Source organism: Prevotella amnii CRIS 21A-A, from assembly GCF_000177355.1.
Taxonomy (GTDB): Bacteria; Bacteroidota; Bacteroidia; order Bacteroidales; family Bacteroidaceae; genus Prevotella; species Prevotella amnii.
Window position 1 is genome coordinate 1 of sequence record NZ_ADFQ01000055.1, and the last position, 18,600, is coordinate 18,600.

Below are 18,600 nucleotides of genomic sequence, written 5' to 3' on the forward strand. Positions count from 1 at the left end.
GAAATTAGTGAGAAATGTATATATTTGTATAACCATTTATAAATAATTATTGGGTCAAACATTAAAAAGATAGTAAGATTATGAAGATAACTCGAAAGTTTATGTCTCGTCTAAACTCTTTGGCTTTATTATGCATTTGTATATCTAACGTTTCTGATAAATTATGGTATCAAGTCTTAATAACGGTTATTGTCCTTATAGCTATTGCTTTTAATATATTAAGCTATATTGGTTTAGGCAAAGAATATAAAACAAAAGGAAAACGTCTGATAAAAGTATTAGATACTGATGAAGACTTGTTGGTTATATTCTTAATAGGTGTGATAGTTAATTTAGGAGTACAAAACTGGTATCTTTTTTGGGCATGTTTAATAGCTTTTTTTATAATGATGCTTATAGAGATATTACCTATTGGAAATAAAGATATATAAAGTTTTATCCATATAAAAAGCCTATTTATAATGTGAAAAGCATATCTTTATGATGGGTAAAGATGATGAGTTTAAAGCAAAAATAATCTATTTTTACTTTATTTTTAATTTATTTTTCTTTCAAAAATAATTTATTTTTCTATGTTATAGATGTCTTATTGCAAGAGAAAAGTGCATTGCGTTGTAACTTATCTTTGAAAGTTAGGATTATAGAAGCTGATGAAAACTAAGTAATAAAGGGTATGAAGTAAAACAAAGTGTGTAAAGATTCTCGCTTGTTTCTAAGCAGTGCTTTATTTGTTTGTTTTAAGAATGTAAAATGCTTATTCACACCGAGTTGTCTTTTTGGTGCTACCTGTTTTTGTCATTTTTTTGTAAATCTATTGTAGCATGAATATTATTTTATTGCTTGTCTTTATTTATTTTTTTCGATTTAAGGCGTTTTATATATATAATTTTTTGTACTTTTACAGCTTAAAAGGGATAAGTAAAATGCGTCAGAATAAAGAAAAAGGGCATTTTAGGGCATTTTCCTTTTTTTTAGTGAGATAAAACGACAATAAAAAATAAATAAAATAATGGAAGATAATCAAACTATTGATCATGACAGAATCATGAGGATTAACATTGAGGAGGAAATGAAAAGCTCATATATCGACTATTCTATGTCGGTAATAGTGGCTCGTGCTCTGCCAGATGTTCGTGATGGTTTTAAGCCAGTACATCGCCGTATACTTTTTGGTATGCGAGGTATTGGTAATTTTAGTAACCAGCCATATAAAAAATGTGCGCGCGTCGTAGGTGAAGTGCTTGGTAAGTATCATCCTCATGGGGACTCTTCTGTATATGGTGCTTTAGTTCGTATGGGGCAGGACTGGAATATGCGTTATAAGCTTGTTGATGGTCAGGGTAACTTTGGTTCGGTAGATGGCGACTCAGCTGCTGCTATGCGTTATACAGAATGTCGTTTAGCAAAGATGGGCGAGCGTGTCATGGATGATATAGATAAGGACACCGTTGATATGGTAAACAATTTCGATGATACCTTGACAGAGCCTTCTGTTATGCCTACTAAGATACCTAATCTTCTTGTAAATGGTGGAAATGGTATTGCAGTGGGAATGGCAACAAATATTCCTACTCATAATCTTAGCGAAGTTATAGATGGTTGCTGTGCTTATATTGACAATCCTGCAATAAGTACAGAAGAGCTAATGCAATATATTCCTGCTCCAGATTTCCCTACAGGCGCATATATTTATGGGCTTCAGGGTGTAAAAAATGCTTATGAGACAGGTCGTGGTCGTGTAGTGATGCGCGCTAAGGCTGAGATAGAATCAGGTGAGACTCATGATAAGATAGTTGTTACCGAAATTCCTTATGGAGTAAATAAGGCACAGCTTATAGAATATATTGCCGATTTAGTAAAGGAAGGCAAGTTAGAGGGTATTTCTAATGTAAATGATGAAACGGGTCGTCAAGGTATGCGTATCGTAGTAGATGTGAAGCGCGATGCAAATGCTAATATTATATTGAATAAGCTTTTCAAGATGACAGCTTTACAAAGTTCGTTCTCTGTTAACTGTATTGCTCTTGTAAATGGTCGTCCTCGTTTATTAAACTTACAGGAATGTATAAAATATTTTGTAGAACATCGTCATGATGTTACTATTCGTCGTACTCGGTTCGATTTAAAGAAGGCACAGGAGCGTGCTCATATCTTAGAAGGCTTACTCATTGCTTGTGATAATATAGATGAGGTAGTACATATTATTCGTGCCAGCAAGACTCCTTCTGAGGCGCAGACCAATTTGGAGAAACGCTTTAATCTTGATGAGTTGCAGTCGAAAGCTATCGTTGATATGCGTTTAGCACAGCTTACAGGGTTGCGTATGGATCAGTTGCATGAAGAATATGAAGAGTTAATGCAAACAATAAAAAACTTGCAAGAGATTCTTGATAATCCGGAGCGTTGTAAAGAAGTAATGAAAAACGAGCTTTACGATATAAAGGAAAAATATGGTGATGAACGTCGCACAGAGATTATTCCAGACGAGCATGAGTTTAATGCAGAAGATTTTTATCCCAATGATCCTGTAGTCATTACTATTAGTCATCTTGGATATATTAAGCGTACGCCATTAACCGATTTTAAGGAGCAAGCACGTGGAGGGGTAGGATCGAAAGGTGCTCGTACTCGAGAAAAAGATTTTACAGAATATATTTATTCTGCTACAATGCACCAGACAATGTTGTTCTTTACCAAAGAGGGACGTTGTTATTGGATGAAGTGTTATGATATCCCTGAAGGAGATAAGAGCTCTAAGGGTAGGGCTATACAAAACATGTTGTCATTAGAACCAGGTGATGCCGTGAATGCTTTCCTACGTATTCGTGGGTTAGATAATGAAGAGTTTTTAGATACTCACTATGTTGTTTTTGTAACTAAGAAAGGCTTAGTGAAAAAAACTTTATTACGTGCTTATTCTCGTCCACGTAACAATGGTGTTATAGCTATTAATATAAATGATGGCGATGAGGTGGTAGATGTTCGCCTTACCAATGGTAGTGATGAGCTTATTATAGCTGACAAGAATGGTCGTGCATGTCGTTTCCATGAGAATAATGTTCGTACTATGGGGCGTGTGTCAACTGGTGTGCGCGGAATGAAGCTCGATGAAGATGGCGAAGATGAAGTGATAGGTATGGTGGTAGTAAATGATTCTGAAAACGAAACAGTTATGGTTGTGTCAGAGGAAGGTTATGGAAAGCGTTCCTTAGTGTCGGACTACCGTTTAACTAATCGTGGTGGTAAAGGTGTCAAAACTTTGAATATTACAGAGAAGACAGGTAAGCTGGTAGCAATCAAAACAGTTACCGACGATAATGATCTTATGATTATAAATAAGAGTGGTATTGTTATTCGTATGGCTGTATCTGAATGTCGTGTAATGGGAAGAGCCACACAAGGAGTGCGCTTGATAAACCTTTCTAAGAAGAGTGACACAATAGCTTCTGTATGTAAAGTAAGGAGTGCAGAAATGGAGGAAAAAGTAGATGAGGTAAATAATGCAGATGATGAGGATATAACAAATACTCAAGATAATAATACTGCAGGTTCTGTACACGAAGATAAAGAATGAAATTAATTATTAAAAATAAAACTTTAATAGATAACGAATATGAAAAAATTAATGTTTGCAGCAATGATGCTACTAGGTACATCGGCTGCTTTTGCAGGTGACAGTGAGCCGTTGAAGGCTATTTTGAAAGCTACAAGCTATGAGCAAGCTGCAAGTCTTGTTCAAAATAGTTTAAGCCAGTTAGCTAATAATGCTGAGAAGGCTAAGGCTTATGATAAGCTGTATGAGCTTGCTATGACAAAGGTTAATGCAGAGCAAACTATTCAGTTAGAAAACCAGACAGCTAAGCAGATGGGTAAAGAGGGCAATAAGCCTGTTGATGAGGACGGACTATATAAAGCTCTTGATCAGGCTCTTGATGCTGCAGCAGAAGTAAATAAATATGATAATATGCCTAATGCAAAAGGTAAGATAAAACCTCGTTATGCAAGCATAATTGAGCCTACCTATAATCTTCGTGGTCAGCTAATTAATGCAGGTATATTCTTTCAGGGAAAGAAAGATGATGCTAATGCATATAAATATTTAGCTCGTTATGTAGATACTGCAGAGTGGCCAATGTTTGCAAGCTTTGATAAGGCTAAGGATAAAAATCTAAATGAGATAGCTTACTATTCTGCTATATACGCTTATCAGAACAAAGAGTATGCTAAGGCAGAAAAGTATATTGCTTATGCTATTCAGAGTCCAGAGCGTGTTAAGGATGCTAAGCAGGTACAGTTAGCTATATTAGGTTCACAGCTAAAAACCCGTGAAGATTCTGTAGCTTATGCTCAGAAGCTTTCTACGATGTATGAGAGCGATCCTACTAATGAAGCTATTCTTACCTCTTTAACATCTACTTATAATGCGTTAGGGATGAAAGATAAATCGGAAAAAATATTAAATGCTGCTTTAGAAAAAAATCCAAAAAGTTATAGTGCTTTGATTATGAAAGGACAGTTAGCTCTTCAGGATAGAAAATATGACGAAGCTGCAGGTTTCTTAGAAAAAGCATTACCAATAGCAACAGAAAACAATCAAAGAGTAGCTTTGAATGCTTCTATAGGTCAGTGCTGGTTCTATAAGGCACAAGATCGTGTAGCTCAGGTGAAGGGTATTCTTACTCCTGCAGCAAAAGCACAGTTTAATGAAGTTTATAACAAAGCTATTTCTTATTTAGAGAAAGCTAAGAGTCTTGACACAGCTAAGGAGCAAAAAAACACTTGGGCTTATCCTCTATATGGTTGCTATTATTTTGTGAAGGGTGCAAAAGCTCCTGAGACAGTTGCTGCAGAAGCTGATATTCATTAATATTAGTAGTTATTATATTAATTCTATTCTGTTGAGATAGTTTTGCTTTAAAGTAAAATATATTCCAATAGGATAGAATTAATATATATATTTTATAAAAAGCATAAGTGTTTGTAAAAAGATAGTTTTTATAAAAAATGTATCTTTCTTTAGTGAGTCTTTATGCTTTATGAAAACTTTATTTGATGAAGAAGATTATTATATTATTAGTGTTTCTTAATTTCAGCTTGTTTGTTTTAGCACAACAAGATGCTTATAAGCAGGCAGAGAGCTATCATCATTTAGCGAAAAAAGAAGAGTCTAAACTGAAGAATATATCTATTAGAGACACTGTACAGTATTATACTACTGTGTACAATATAGTAGACTACTCATTAAAGAGCGATGAATTAGATAGAAAGCCAAATAAGAAAAACAAAATACGTACTAAGTTTGATGAAGATAATAAGACACGTTTAAATAGTTTTTGTCCTGTATTGATAGATGCAGGGAAATTTTTAGCAAGTAAAGAAAAATATCGTAAGCAGGGCATTAATGCGTTTAGCCTTTATCTGATAGCTAAAAAATCACCATTATTAGAAGGTAGTATAGACGAGTCGGGTGTGGCATCTTATTATTTAGCTTATTACTACCTTAAAGAAAAAGATTATGTTACCGCTGATAGATATGCCGACGATGCTCTAAAATATGATGAGACAGCTAAAGCTGGTGCTGATGTAAAAGCTGAATGTATGTATGAGCAGATGGCTAATGAGAGCGATTCTCTAAAGTATCTTGCTGTACTAAAGCGCTTGTATAATGCCGACCCTACTAATGAAAAATATTTTTCATGGATTATGCGCTTTTATCAAAAACCTACAGCAAAGTTTAATTTAGAAGATTTTGTTGATAGCAGATTGGAGAATAATTATAATTCTCCTATTCCGTGGATCTTAAAAGGAGAGATTGCTATGCATGCAAGGCGCTGGGAGGAAGCTGTAGATGCTTATAAGCATGCTGATAAGTTAGACCCTACACTTATACCACTTATATATAATATAGGTGTATGTCTTAATCAGATGGGATTACAAATACGCGATACAGTATTATCGCAGAGGAAGAAAGGTGAGATAGTATCTGAAACACTATATACTAAGGTGTTTGCAGAGGCAAGAGATTATTTAGAAAGAGTACGGGCAAAAGACCCAAGACGTAATAAAGTAGACTGGATAGGTCCTTTATATATGGCTTATACCATATTAGATGACAAACTGAAGGTTGCTGAATTAGAATCGATATTAGAAAAGAAATAAATATAATATTTTGAAGAGAGTATTTTATATATTATTATTGATGCAGCTCACACTTGCTACTTTTGGACAAAAGAGACAAATACAAATTGCAAGAGATCAGTTGAAACAAGGAAAAGAGTTGGTAAAGGTAGAGAAGTCTATGGAGCAGTTACTCGAAGATTCCTCTAAACGGACTAATCCTAAAATATGGCTTATCCTTTGTGAAGCGTTAGTAAAACAATACGAACAGGGTAATGAGAAATTGTATTTAAATCAAAAATATGATACAACGGCTTTCTTTACAATAACAAGGAAGTTATATCACACTATGTATAGTTTTGACTCTATTGATGTAAAACTTAGTGCTATGGGTAAGCCTAAGTATAGGGTGAAACATTCAGAATTATTAAACTCTATTCGTCCTAATCTGTTTAATGGTGGTGTGTTCTTTATTCATGCTCGCAACTTTAAATTAGCGTATAGCTTTTTTGATGATTTTATATCTTTAGAAGATCAGCCTCTTTTTAATGGGTATCATTATAGGAAAGACGACCCTTTAATACCTCATGCAGCATACTGGGCTATGTATTGTGGATATAAGCTATATGATGCGTCCTTGATATTAAGGCATCAAAAATTAGCTGAGCGAGATAGTTCAATGCTAAACTTTGTAAAACAGTATGAAGCAGAAGCTTATATTTTACAGAAAGATATGTCTCGATATGTGCAAACTTTGAAGGAAGGGTTTTCGCAATATCCCAAGTTTGCTTATTTCTTCCCTCGCTTAGTAGATTATTATGATAAGATAGGAGCAAACGATTCTGTACTAATAGTTGCAAACCGTGCATTGCAAGTAGACTCTACTAATATACTTTTCCGTTTTACAAAGAGTACAGCTCTGCTTAATATAGGTAGATACGGTCAAAGTATAGCTATCTGTAAGCAGTTAATAGAAGAGAGCCCTAACTTTGCCGATGCTTATTATAATATAGGTATGGCTTATTTTAATCAAGCTATAGAGCTTGATAAGAATTGGCAACGTAGCAAAGCTAAACGTAATAGTATAGTTACTTATTATGAAAAGGCACTACCTTATATAGAAAAGTATAAGGAACTAATGCCTGAAAGTAAAGAAAAGTGGTTGTCTCCCCTTTATACCATTTATTTAAATTTGAATATGGGAAAAGAGTTTGATGCAATAGATAAGATAAAAAATGGGAAGTAATGTTATTTTAGATAAGTTAGGTATAACGCCTAATGCTATGCAAGAAGCCACATTTAAAGCTATCTTACATACTGATAAAGATATATTAGTGTTATCTCCAACAGGTACAGGAAAATCGTTCGCATATCTTATACCATTGAGTCAGCTTATTAATATAAACGAAGATAAGGTACAAGCAGTTATAGTTTTACCCAGTAGAGAGCTTGCTTTGCAGCTGTGTACTGTTATGAAAGATTTAGGCACCGGACTTCGAGCATTAGCCTTATATGGAGGCAGGGCTACGATGGACGAGCATAAATTGTTAAATAAAGAAAAACCACATTTGGTTTTTGCTACTCCCGGGCGTTTAAACGATCATCTTGATAAGGGAAATATAAATGCATCGTGTGTAGACTTTATGGTTATAGACGAGTTTGATAAGTGTTTAGCAATGGGATTTCATGAAGAGATGTATAATCTTGTAAACAAACTTCCTAATATTAAGCGTCGTATATTACTATCTGCAACATATGCAGAAGAGATACCAAACTTTATATCAATGGGAAGGTTGTTAAAGATAGATTTCTCTGATAAAAGCGAAGTGTTATCTAATCGTGTAAGCACGTTTGTAGTACATAGTCAAGAAAAGGATAAGTTAGAAACTCTTTTTGCTTTATTATGCACTTTTAAAGATCAAAGCTCTATAGTCTTTTTGAATTATCGTAACTCTGTAGAGAGAGTATATAATTTCTTACATGAAAAAGGTTTTACCACTTCTCTTTTTCATGGAGGACTGGATCAAGCAGAGAGAGAAGCTGCTCTGTATCGTTTTTCAAATGGATCGGCTAATATTCTTATAAGTACAGACTTAGCTGCTCGTGGGTTAGATATTCCTGATGTTAATAATATAATACATTATCATCTTCCTGAAAGTGAAGACAGTTTTATTCATAGGGTAGGGCGTACTGCCCGATGGGATAAGGGAGGTACTACTTGCTTTATTCTTAGTCCAGAGGAGCAGCTACCCGATTATGTTAAGGGAGAGTATGAAATAATATCTTTACCTGAAGAGCTTCCTAAACCTTCAGAACCCAAGATGGCAACTTTATATATAGGAAAAGGTAAGAAAGATAAAATTTCTAAGATAGATATAGTAGGGTTTTTATGTAAAAAAGGCGGTTTACAGGCTTCAGACATAGGAAAGATAGATGTAAAAGACAGATATTCTTATGCTGCAATAAAAAAAAGAAAAATTTCTTCAGTTATAATTAATACTAAAAATCAAAAAATAAAAGGTATTCGTACTATAGTGGAAGAAATACGATAAAAATGCTTTCAAAATGGCAAGCTGATTTTTAATTAATGCCTAATATGGTTATTTGGTGTAAGTGGTATAGTAAATAAAAAAAAAGGTAAAATGCTTGTATGACTAAAAATAAAAGCGTAAATTCGCAACGTGGGTAAGCGAAATTATAATATGTTTTTGCATACTACTCTAAACTATTATAAAACTAACATTAAACAATATATGCGTATGAAAAAGTATAATTTTGGTGCAGGTCCATGTGTACTTCCAAGGGAAGTAATAGAAAAAACAGCTAATGCTATTTTAGACTTTAATGGTATTGGGCTATCTCTTGCAGAGATTAGTCATAGGTCGAAGGACTTTAAGCCAGTTATGGAAGAGGCTCAACAATTGGTAAAAGAAGTCTTAGATGTCCCTGAAGGGTATTCTGTTCTGTTTCTTGGAGGAGGAGCTTCTTTACAGTTCTGTCAGATTCCAGCTAATTTCCTTGTAAAGAAAGCTGGTTATGTTAATACTGGCGCATGGGCTAAAAAAGCAATGAAAGAGGCTAAGCATTTTGGTGAGACTATAGAGGTGGCATCTTCTGCTGATGATAATTACACTTACATTCCTAAGGGATATGAAGTTCCTTCAGATCTTGACTATTTGCATGTAACGACTAATAACACCATCTATGGTACAGAGTTGCATAAGGATATTGATGTTCCTGTGCGCTTAATCGGTGATATGTCTTCAGATATTTTTAGTCGTCCAGTAGATGTCTCTAAATATGATTGTATTTATGGAGGGGCACAGAAAAATCTATCAATGGCAGGTGTTACTTTTGTTATTGTGAAAGATGATGCTTTAGGTAATGTAGAGCGTGAAATACCCACTATGTTAGATTATCGTACACATACAAAGAAGGGATCTATGTTTAATACTCCTCCTGTAGTACCTATTTATACTGCTCTTGAAAATCTTCGTTGGATGAAAGCACAAGGTGGTGTTAAGACTATGGAAAAACGTGCTAAGGAGCGTGCCGACTTGCTTTACGGAGAGATAGACCGTAATAAGTTGTTTAGAGGTACTGTGAAATGCGAGGAAGATCGTTCTTATATGAATATCTGCTTTGTATTAAATGATGAGTATGCAGATTTGCAAGACGATTTCTTTAAGTTTGCTACAGAACGTGGAATGGTAGGAATTAAGGGACATCGTGATGTTGGTGGATTCCGTGCAAGCTGTTATAATGCAATGACTATTGAGGGGGTTAAGGCTCTTGTATCTTGTATGCAGGACTATGAAAAGAAACATTAACTAACAAAGAAACATCAGTGAGTAGATAGAAAAGGTTACTTGCTGATGTTAAAAAATATATTTAAACTTAATATATACATATTACTATGAAAGTTTTAATAGCTACCGAAAAACCTTTTGCAGAAGCTGCTGTTAAAGGTATTAAAGAGGAACTTGAGGGGGCAAAACATGAAGTTGTGCTGCTTGAAAAATATACAGATAAGTCGCAGTTATTGTCAGCTGTTGCTGACGTTGATGCAATGATAATTAGATCAGACAAGATAGATGCAGAGGTTTTTTCTGCTGCTAAAAATTTGAAGATAATAGTACGTGCTGGTGCAGGTTATGATAATATCGATTTAGCAGCTTCTATAGCTAATAATGTTGTAGTAGAAAATACTCCGGGGCAGAATTCAAATGCTGTGGCAGAGCTTGTTTTTGGTTTATTAGTATTTGCTATTCGTGGCTTTTATAATGGAAAACCAGGTACAGAATTAAAAGGAAAGAAGTTGGGTATACTTGCTTTTGGTAATGTTGGGCGTAATGTAGCTCGTGTAGCAAAGGGCTTTGATATGGATATCTATGCTTATGATGCTTTTTGTCCAGCTAATGTTATAGAGGCTTCTGGAGTTCATGCTGTTAATGACGAGAAGGAGTTGTTTAAGAAGTGTGATATAGTGTCTTTGCATATCCCCGCTACTCCTGAAACAAAGAAGAGTATTAATTATAATTTAGTAAATATGATGCCTAAGGGTGGAATTGTTATAAACACTGCTCGCAAGGAAGTTATTAATGAAGAGGAATTAATCCGTTTAATGAACGATCGCGCAGATATTAAGTATATAACAGATATTAAGCCTGATGCAGATGAAGAATTTGCCAAGTTTGAAGGCAGATATTTTAGCACACCAAAGAAGATGGGAGCTCAGACTGCTGAGGCTAATTCAAATGCTGGTATTGCTGCAGCAAGGCAAATAAAAGCATTCTTTGCTACAGGTGATACTAAATTCCAAGTAAATAAATAATTTTTTTTTATCAGATAAGGTTACTTATTTTTGTATATAAAAGGAATATTATAATGTACTATAAAAAGTGATTATGTACATTATAATATCCTTTTTAAAAAGAGAGTGATTAATTTTTATCCTAAAACCTAAATATTATGGCAATTGTAAAACCATTTAGAGGTGTTCGCCCACCAAGGCAGTTTGTAGAAGAAGTTCAAAGTCGTCCTTATGATGTACTCAACTCAGAAGAGGCAAGAGAAGAGGCTGGAGATAATGAAAAGAGTTTATATCATATCATTAAGCCAGAGATTAATTTTGAAGAAGGTACAAGTGAATATGATGCTCGTGTTTATGAGAGTGCTGTAGCTAATTTTAAGAAGTTTCAGGAAAAAGGCTGGTTAGTTCAGGACGATAAAGAGCATTATTATATATATGCTCAGACAATGAATGGTAAAACACAATATGGGCTTGTTGTTGGTGCATACGTTAATGATTATTTAACGGGAGTTATAAAAAAACATGAATTAACTCGTCGTGATAAGGAAGAAGATCGTATGAAGCATGTTCGTGTAAATAATGCTAATATAGAGCCTGTATTTTTTGCCTATCCAGATAATAAAACTCTAGATAGCCTTATTAAGCGTTATGCTAAGACTGAACCAGAATACGATTTTGTAGCTCCTATAGATGGTTTTAGGCATCAACTTTGGATTATTGATGATGAGAAAGATATAAAAACAATTACGGAAGAGTTTGCAAAGATGCCGAGTCTTTATATTGCAGATGGTCATCATCGCTCTGCAGCGGCAGCATTAGTTGGTGCAGAGAAGGCTAAACAAAATCCGAATCATACTGGAAAGGAAGAGTATAATTATTTTATGTCTGTATGTTTTCAAGCAAGTGAGCTAACTATTTTAGATTATAATCGTGTAGTAAAGGATCTAAATGGAATGACAACAGAAGAGTTCCTTACTGCTTTAACTAAAAATTTTATTGTTCAGAAGAAAGGTAGGGCAGCGTATAGGCCTAAGCAGTTACATGAATTTTCGCTCTATATTGATGAAAATTGGTATAGCTTGACAGCAAAAGAGGGAACGTATGATGATTCTGATCCTATAGGTGTTCTTGATGTAGATATATCTAGTAGGTTAATTCTTGATGACTTGATGGGCATTAAAGATTTGCGAACAGATAAGCGTATCGATTTTGTGGGCGGTTTACGTGGTTTAGAGGAGCTAAAGCGTCGTGTAGATAGTGGCGAGATGCGTTGGGCTTTAGCTTTATATCCAGTATCTATGCAGCAGATTATGAATATTGCAGATAGCGGTAAGATTATGCCACCTAAGGCAACATGGTTTGAGCCAAAACTTCGTTCAGGACTTGTTATACATAAGCTTGAGTAAAGAAAGTGTTGTGTGCTTAATACCTATTTATGTGTAACGATAAGTATAAAACAATATTGGAAACAAGAGTAGGCGAGGGGTTTTACTCTGAGAAGCGGAGTAAATTCTTCGCCTTCGCACATCATGTATGCTCTTCTATGGAATCTTTAGATATAGTAAAAGCTTATCGTAAGAGGTTTTATGATGCGCGTCATTGTTGTTATGCTTATGTAATAGGGGCTGATAGAAGCGAATTTAGAGCAGTAGACGATGGAGAGCCTTCTTCTACGGCAGGTAAACCTATTCTTGGACAGATTAATAGTAATAGCCTTACTAATATATTAGTTGTTGTAGTACGTTATTATGGTGGAATCAATTTAGGGACAAGCGGACTTATAGAGGCATATAGAACGGCTGCTGCCGCTGCTATTAGTAACTGCATAATAGAAGAACGTTTTATAGAAGAGCATATTAAGTTTGTTTTTTCTTATTTAAAGATGAATGTTGTTATGCGCATAATAAAAGATATGAAGCCTCGTATTATAGACCAATCTTTTGATAATATGTGTGAGATGGTTGTATCTATTCGTCAAAGTAAAGTGCAGGAGTTTAGAGAGAGGTTGGATAAAGTTTTGTTTGATTAATTTGGTGTTTTTCGGTTTTTGTATTAATTTTGCTATTAATAAGAGGAAGTATGGCAGAGTGACCGAATGCGCTGGACTCGAAATCCGGTATACGCCTTATCGCGTATCGGGGGTTTGAATCCCTCTACTTCCGCAAGAGATGTATTATAGATAATGTAAGTCAAATCACTTTTTTTGACAGGTGGAAAAATATAGGTAAAAAGATTTACCATGTTTCAGATAATGAAATGATTTTATCTAAGTGAGTAGTTGGTCGTTATTGTTAGTAATGATAAATCCAATACGCAGGTAGGGGCTCGAGTGAAAATATCAGGTGGTAAAGGTAGTGTGTACATATCCAAGAGGTCTAATGTTGTTACAATATAAGTAAGCAAAACATGGCTTACTAATAAAAAATCCTAAGTGTACTTTTCTTAAAAATAGGATTCTAAGCAAATCGATGTAAGTATAGAATAACAATTATAGTATATGAAGTAGTTTGTATAGCTTAATATATTTAAGGTATAGGTTGCTTTGTTATGAAATGGTTATTAAATCTTACCTCTGTAGCTTTTTGTTATATCTAACTTTTTTATTAAATTTGCATTTCAAAAACATACTAAAATATCATATAAATAATGAAGATATCATACAAGTGGTTAAAACAATATGTAGATTTTTCTTTAACACCTAAGCATCTTGCTGAGGCTTTGACATCTACAGGGTTAGAGGTAGGCTCATTAGAGGAGGTGGAAACTGTTCGTGGTGGATTAAAAGGACTATTTGTAGGTAAGGTTCTTACTTGTGAAGATCATCCTAATTCGGATCATTTACATATAACCACCGTAGATCTTGGTAGGGGGGAAGCTCAGCAGATTGTCTGTGGAGCCCCTAATGTAGCAGCTGGGCAGAAGGTTATTGTAGCCGATTTAGGATGCGTATTATATGATGGCGATAAGGAATTTGTTATAAAAAAGAGCAAATTACGTGGTGTAGATAGCTTTGGTATGATATGTGCAGAAGATGAGATAGGTGTAGGTAAGTCGCATGATGGTATTATAGTTTTACCTGAAGAAGCTATTGTAGGTATGCCAGCAGCAGAATATTATCAGTTAGATAGTGATTGGGTGTTTGATATAGATATTACGGCTAATCGTGCAGATGCTCTAAGTCATTATGGAGTGGCTCGAGATTTGTATGCGTGGTTGAGACAAAATGGTTATGAAACGAGTTTACACCGCCCTTCATGTGATGATTTTCATGTAGATAATAATAATCTTCCTATAAAGGTAACAATAGAAAACACCTCAGCTTGTAGGCGTTATGCCTGTTTGAGTATAACAGGTTGTGAGGTGAAAGAAAGCCCGAAATGGTTGCAAGATAAGTTAAGTGTGATAGGATTACGCCCTATTAATAATATTGTAGATATTACTAATTATATAATGTGGGCATATGGCCAGCCTATGCATTGTTTTGATGCAGATATGGTGAAAGGCAACCATATTATAGTAAGAGATAAGAACGAGGGAAAGCGATTTGTTACTCTTGATGGCGAAGAGCATATATTAGGCAAGCACGATCTAGCTATATGTAATGAAGAAGAGCCTATGTGTATTGCTGGTGTTTTTGGAGGAAAAGGTAGCGGAACCTATGAAACTACAAAAAATGTAGTGTTAGAAAGTGCTTATTTTCATCCTACTTGGATACGTAAGAGTGCGCGCCGCCATGGTTTATCTACAGATGCGAGCTTTCGTTTTGAGCGTGGTGTAGACCCTAATGGTATAATATATGCATTAAAACAAGCAGCTATACTTTGTCAGCAGTTGGCTGGAGGAAAAGTAAGTATGGAAATATGCGATGAGTATCCTTCGCCAATAGCCGATTTCCCTGTAAGATTAAATTTTGAATATTGTGATCGGTTAATAGGTAAGCAGATAGGTGTTTCTACGATAAAGAGCATTGTAACCTCTCTTGAGATGAAGATAGAAAATGAAGATGAGCATGGTATTGATCTATTAGTTCCTGCTTACCGTGTAGATGTACAACGACCTTGTGATGTAGTAGAAGATATATTGCGTATATATGGATATAATAATGTAGAAATCCCTACAATGTTAAAGTCGTCTTTAACAATAGCAGAAGAGGCAGATAAGGATTATCATCGTGAAAATATAGTAAGTGAGCAGTTAGTGGGAGCAGGCTTTTCTGAAATTTTAAACAATTCTCTTACAAAGACTTCTTATTATGATCATGGAAAGTGGAATAAGTATACTTGGGAAGAAACTGTAAAGGTAATGAATCCATTATCGGCAGACCTTGGTGTGATGCGTCAAACTTTATTATTTGGAGGTTTAGAGAGCTTGGCTTATAATATTAATCGTAAAGCTACTAATTTACGCTTTTTTGAGACAGGTAATATTTATAAGTTTTCACAGGATAGATATTCTTTAGATAATCCAGTAAGAGCCTATAGTCAAGAGCATCATTTTGCTTTATGGGTAACAGGTAAACATGTAGAAGGTTCTTGGGCTCATCCTGACGAGGATAGCAGCTTTTATGAATTGAAAGCATATGTAGAGAATATTCTTCGTAGAGTGGGAGTGCGCCAGGGAGCGTTAGTCAGTGAACACTCGGACAATAATATTTTTGATAAAGCAATTGCGTTAAAAACAAGGAATGGTAAGATTATAGCTGAATTAGGAATATTAAGTATAGCTTTGTTGAAGCGTATGGATATAGGTCAGAAGGTGTTCTACGCAGAGATAAATTGGGAAGAACTTATGAAAGTTGTTCGTAAGAATAATCTCCAGTATGAAGAACTTTCTAAGTATCCAGCAGTTAGTAGAGATTTAGCATTGCTATTAGATAATAAAATAGAGTTTGTGCAGATAGAAGAAATAGCTCGGCAAACAGAAAAGAAATTGTTAAAGAAGGTGGAATTGTTTGATGTATATCAAGGTAAGAATTTACCTGTAGGTAAAAAGAGTTATGCTGTAAACTTTATTCTCCAAGACACAACAAAAACTCTCAATGATAAGGCAATAGATGCTATTATGCAGAAATTAATTAAGAATTTAACTATAAAACTCGGGGCAGAACTCCGTTAATAAAAATTTATTCTCATGGGAAGAGCATTTGAATATCGCAAAGCGACAAAGCTAAAGCGTTGGGGCCATATGGCTCGTACATTTACTAAGTTAGGTAAAGAGATTGCTATTGCTGTTAAGGCAGGTGGTCCTGAACCTGAGAATAATCCACGTCTACGTGCCATCATAGCTACTTGTAAGCGCGAGAATATGCCTAAAGACAATATTCAGCGTGCTATTAAGAATGCTATGGGTAAAGATACTAGTGATTATAAAGAAGTAACTTATGAGGGATATGGACCGCATGGTATTGCTGTGTTTGTAGACACTTTAACAGATAATACTACTCGAACAGTAGGTGATGTGCGTTCTATTTTTAATAAGTTTAATGGAAATATGGGAACGCAAGGCTCATTAAGTTTTTTGTTTGACCATAAGGCTGTATTCTCTTTTAAAAAGAAAGAGGGAGTGGATATGGAGGAATTAATTTTAGATTTGATAGACTTTGGTGTAGATGATGAGTTTGATGAAGATGAGGACGAAAACGAAATAACTATTTATGGTGATCCTAAAAGCTTTGGAGACATTCAAAAGCATTTAGAAGAGAATGGATTTGAGATTACTTCTGCAGAGTTTACTCGTATTCCAAACGATTTAAAAGAAGTTACTACAGAAGAGCGTGCAACGATAGATAAGATGGTAGAACGTCTAGAGGAATTTGATGATGTGCAAAATGTGTACACCAATATGAAGCCAGAATAAATAGACTTTTGATATTTTAAAAGAGCTAAAGTAAGGTTTATTTGAGTCTTTAGCTCTTTTTATTATAAAGATAAGAGAGAGCTTTGTAGCGGTAAATTTTAAGTAAAATAAATATAAATACTTAAAATTAATTATTATTAATGTGCATTTTTTTGTTACTTTGTAATTTGATTAAAAATGAAGGGTAAAGCAGATGAAAAACCATAAAATATACGAGGCAGATGATAAGATGATTAGTCTTATCAATGATAATTATGAAATCTTACAAAGTATAGGTCGTTTTGGTATTAATTTAGGTTTTGGAGATAAAACTGTAAAGGAAGTTTGTGAAGCTCAAAATGTAGATACTAATACTTTTCTATTTATAGTAAACTTTACTGTAAATAATAGTAATGACTGGGATGATTTGGATAAGCTCTCTATTCCTACATTGTTACAGTATCTTAAATCTAGTCATGTATATTATTTGGATTACGAATTACCAACTATACGTAAAGAACTAATTGCTGCTGTTGATCCTAATGATAATTTAGCTAAACTTATTATAAAGCTATTTGATGAATATGCTAAAACAATAGCTAAGCATATGTCGTACGAAGAAAAAACAGTTTTTTCTTATGTTGAAGTATTATTAAATGGAAAAACTACTGATGATTATAATATAGAAACATTTTCTAAGCATCATCGTCAAACAGAGGAGCAGCTTGGTGAAATAAAAGATATAATAGTAAAGTATTTACCGACAGATACTCAACGTAATAATCAACTTGCTGCAGCTTTGTTCGATATCTATAATTGTGAAGAATGGCTAACACAGCATGCTAAAGTTGAAGATTATATATTTATTCCAGTTATACGTAATTTAGAGGAACGGATAAAGCAGAATGGAGTGAGTGCTAAAATATCAAATATGATTAGCAAGAATCCTGAAGCAAGCGATACTCTTAGTGATCGTGAAAAAGAAGTTATAATAGCTTTAGTACAAGGTATGGCTAATAAAGAAATAGCAGATCACCTTTGTATTTCTACTAATACTGTTATTACTCATAGGCGTAATATTGCACGTAAGCTGCAGATACATTCACCTGCAGGATTGACCATCTATGCAATTGTAAATAATTTAGTAGATATTAGTAGTGTAAAGCTTTAATATAAAAACGAAGAATTAATTTGTTATGAGTGTAGAACAAGGACGCCCTCGAATGGCTATAATAGAACCTAATACTTTAGTGGTGTTAGGGTTGAAACAAATTTTGCAAAATGTAATTCCTATTATGACAGTTGAGGCTTTTTCTTCTTTTCCTGATTTTCAAAGAGCCGATCCAAACAGATTTTATCATTTTTTTGTAGCTCAAACTATTGTTTTAGAGAATCGTGTATTTTTTTCTAATAATATACATAAAACTATTGTTTTAACTATGACATGTGATCCTAATTCTCAGTTATCAGGCTTTCATAGTCTATGTTTAAATGTTCCAGAGGAAAAGCTAATTCGTTCTATATTAAGGATGGAACAATATGGGCATCCTGGTGGAAAGAATTTGCCAGAGCTGCCGGCAGTTCTTAAAAATAAGCTGTTGAGTAATCGTGAAATAGAGGTGTTATCTTTGATAGTGCAAGGAATGATTAATAAGGAAATAGCAGATAAGCTGAATATTAGTTTGACAACAGTAATTACTCATCGTAAAAATATTATGGATAAATTGGGTATGAGAAGTGTTTCTGCGCTCACTATTTATGCAGTGATGCATGGCTATGTGGATATAAATAAGATTTAAAAAGGTGTTTTATATATTTAAAATCTTGGATATATA

General features: G+C 34.4%; 14 protein-coding genes and 1 tRNA gene. All 15 read left to right on the forward strand.

Annotated features, from left to right (window positions below):
* Positions 1-80: 80 nt before the first annotated feature.
* The 15 genes from HMPREF9018_RS04920 (at position 81) to HMPREF9018_RS04990 (ending at position 18,564) form a co-directional block, all read left to right on the forward strand.
* Positions 81-431, forward strand: coding sequence for a hypothetical protein (locus tag HMPREF9018_RS04920; protein ID WP_008449035.1), 351 nt, complete (start codon positions 81-83; stop codon positions 429-431).
* A gap of 578 nt (positions 432-1,009) precedes the next feature.
* Complete coding sequence (gene gyrA / locus HMPREF9018_RS04925; protein ID WP_008448968.1) at positions 1,010-3,574, forward strand: DNA gyrase subunit A; 2,565 nt, start codon at positions 1,010-1,012, stop codon at positions 3,572-3,574.
* 39 nt (positions 3,575-3,613) lie between these two features.
* Positions 3,614-4,867: a tetratricopeptide repeat protein gene (locus HMPREF9018_RS04930; RefSeq protein ID WP_008448951.1), complete on the forward strand. Its 1,254-nt coding sequence runs from the start codon at positions 3,614-3,616 to the stop codon at positions 4,865-4,867.
* Between the two features lie 185 nt (positions 4,868-5,052).
* Positions 5,053-6,159 carry a tetratricopeptide repeat protein gene (locus HMPREF9018_RS04935; protein ID WP_008449010.1) on the forward strand — a complete coding sequence of 369 codons (1,107 nt, stop codon included), beginning with the start codon at positions 5,053-5,055 and terminating at the stop codon, positions 6,157-6,159.
* A gap of 40 nt (positions 6,160-6,199) precedes the next feature.
* Positions 6,200-7,363, forward strand: coding sequence for a tetratricopeptide repeat protein (locus HMPREF9018_RS04940; protein WP_008448995.1), 1,164 nt, complete (start codon positions 6,200-6,202; stop codon positions 7,361-7,363).
* Positions 7,353-8,669, forward strand: coding sequence for a DEAD/DEAH box helicase (locus HMPREF9018_RS04945; RefSeq protein WP_008449026.1), 1,317 nt, complete (start codon positions 7,353-7,355; stop codon positions 8,667-8,669). Before HMPREF9018_RS04940 ends, HMPREF9018_RS04945 begins: the two co-directional genes overlap by 11 nt.
* Before the next feature lie 207 nt (positions 8,670-8,876).
* Positions 8,877-9,947: a 3-phosphoserine/phosphohydroxythreonine transaminase gene (gene serC, locus HMPREF9018_RS04950; RefSeq protein WP_036853890.1), complete on the forward strand. Its 1,071-nt coding sequence runs from the start codon at positions 8,877-8,879 to the stop codon at positions 9,945-9,947.
* A gap of 86 nt (positions 9,948-10,033) precedes the next feature.
* Positions 10,034-10,951, forward strand: a complete 918-nt coding sequence (locus HMPREF9018_RS04955) for an NAD(P)-dependent oxidoreductase (RefSeq protein WP_008448949.1) — start codon at positions 10,034-10,036, stop codon at positions 10,949-10,951.
* A 137-nt stretch (positions 10,952-11,088) separates the two neighbouring features.
* Positions 11,089-12,336, forward strand: a complete 1,248-nt coding sequence (locus HMPREF9018_RS04960) for a DUF1015 domain-containing protein (protein WP_008448937.1) — start codon at positions 11,089-11,091, stop codon at positions 12,334-12,336.
* 29 nt (positions 12,337-12,365) lie between these two features.
* Positions 12,366-12,959: an IMPACT family protein gene (locus HMPREF9018_RS04965; RefSeq protein ID WP_008449048.1), complete on the forward strand. Its 594-nt coding sequence runs from the start codon at positions 12,366-12,368 to the stop codon at positions 12,957-12,959.
* Positions 12,960-13,003: 44 nt separating this feature from the next.
* Positions 13,004-13,092, forward strand: a tRNA-Ser gene (locus HMPREF9018_RS04970).
* A gap of 484 nt (positions 13,093-13,576) precedes the next feature.
* Positions 13,577-16,045 carry a phenylalanine--tRNA ligase subunit beta gene (gene pheT, locus HMPREF9018_RS04975; protein ID WP_008449013.1) on the forward strand — a complete coding sequence of 823 codons (2,469 nt, stop codon included), beginning with the start codon at positions 13,577-13,579 and terminating at the stop codon, positions 16,043-16,045.
* A gap of 15 nt (positions 16,046-16,060) precedes the next feature.
* A complete protein-coding gene (locus tag HMPREF9018_RS04980) occupies positions 16,061-16,786 on the forward strand; it encodes a YebC/PmpR family DNA-binding transcriptional regulator (RefSeq protein WP_039864433.1) in 726 nt (241 codons plus the stop codon).
* Positions 16,787-16,979: 193 nt separating this feature from the next.
* Positions 16,980-17,936 carry a LuxR C-terminal-related transcriptional regulator gene (locus HMPREF9018_RS04985; RefSeq protein ID WP_008448991.1) on the forward strand — a complete coding sequence of 319 codons (957 nt, stop codon included), beginning with the start codon at positions 16,980-16,982 and terminating at the stop codon, positions 17,934-17,936.
* A 25-nt stretch (positions 17,937-17,961) separates the two neighbouring features.
* Positions 17,962-18,564 carry a response regulator transcription factor gene (locus HMPREF9018_RS04990; RefSeq protein WP_008449015.1) on the forward strand — a complete coding sequence of 201 codons (603 nt, stop codon included), beginning with the start codon at positions 17,962-17,964 and terminating at the stop codon, positions 18,562-18,564.
* Positions 18,565-18,600 lie beyond the last annotated feature (36 nt).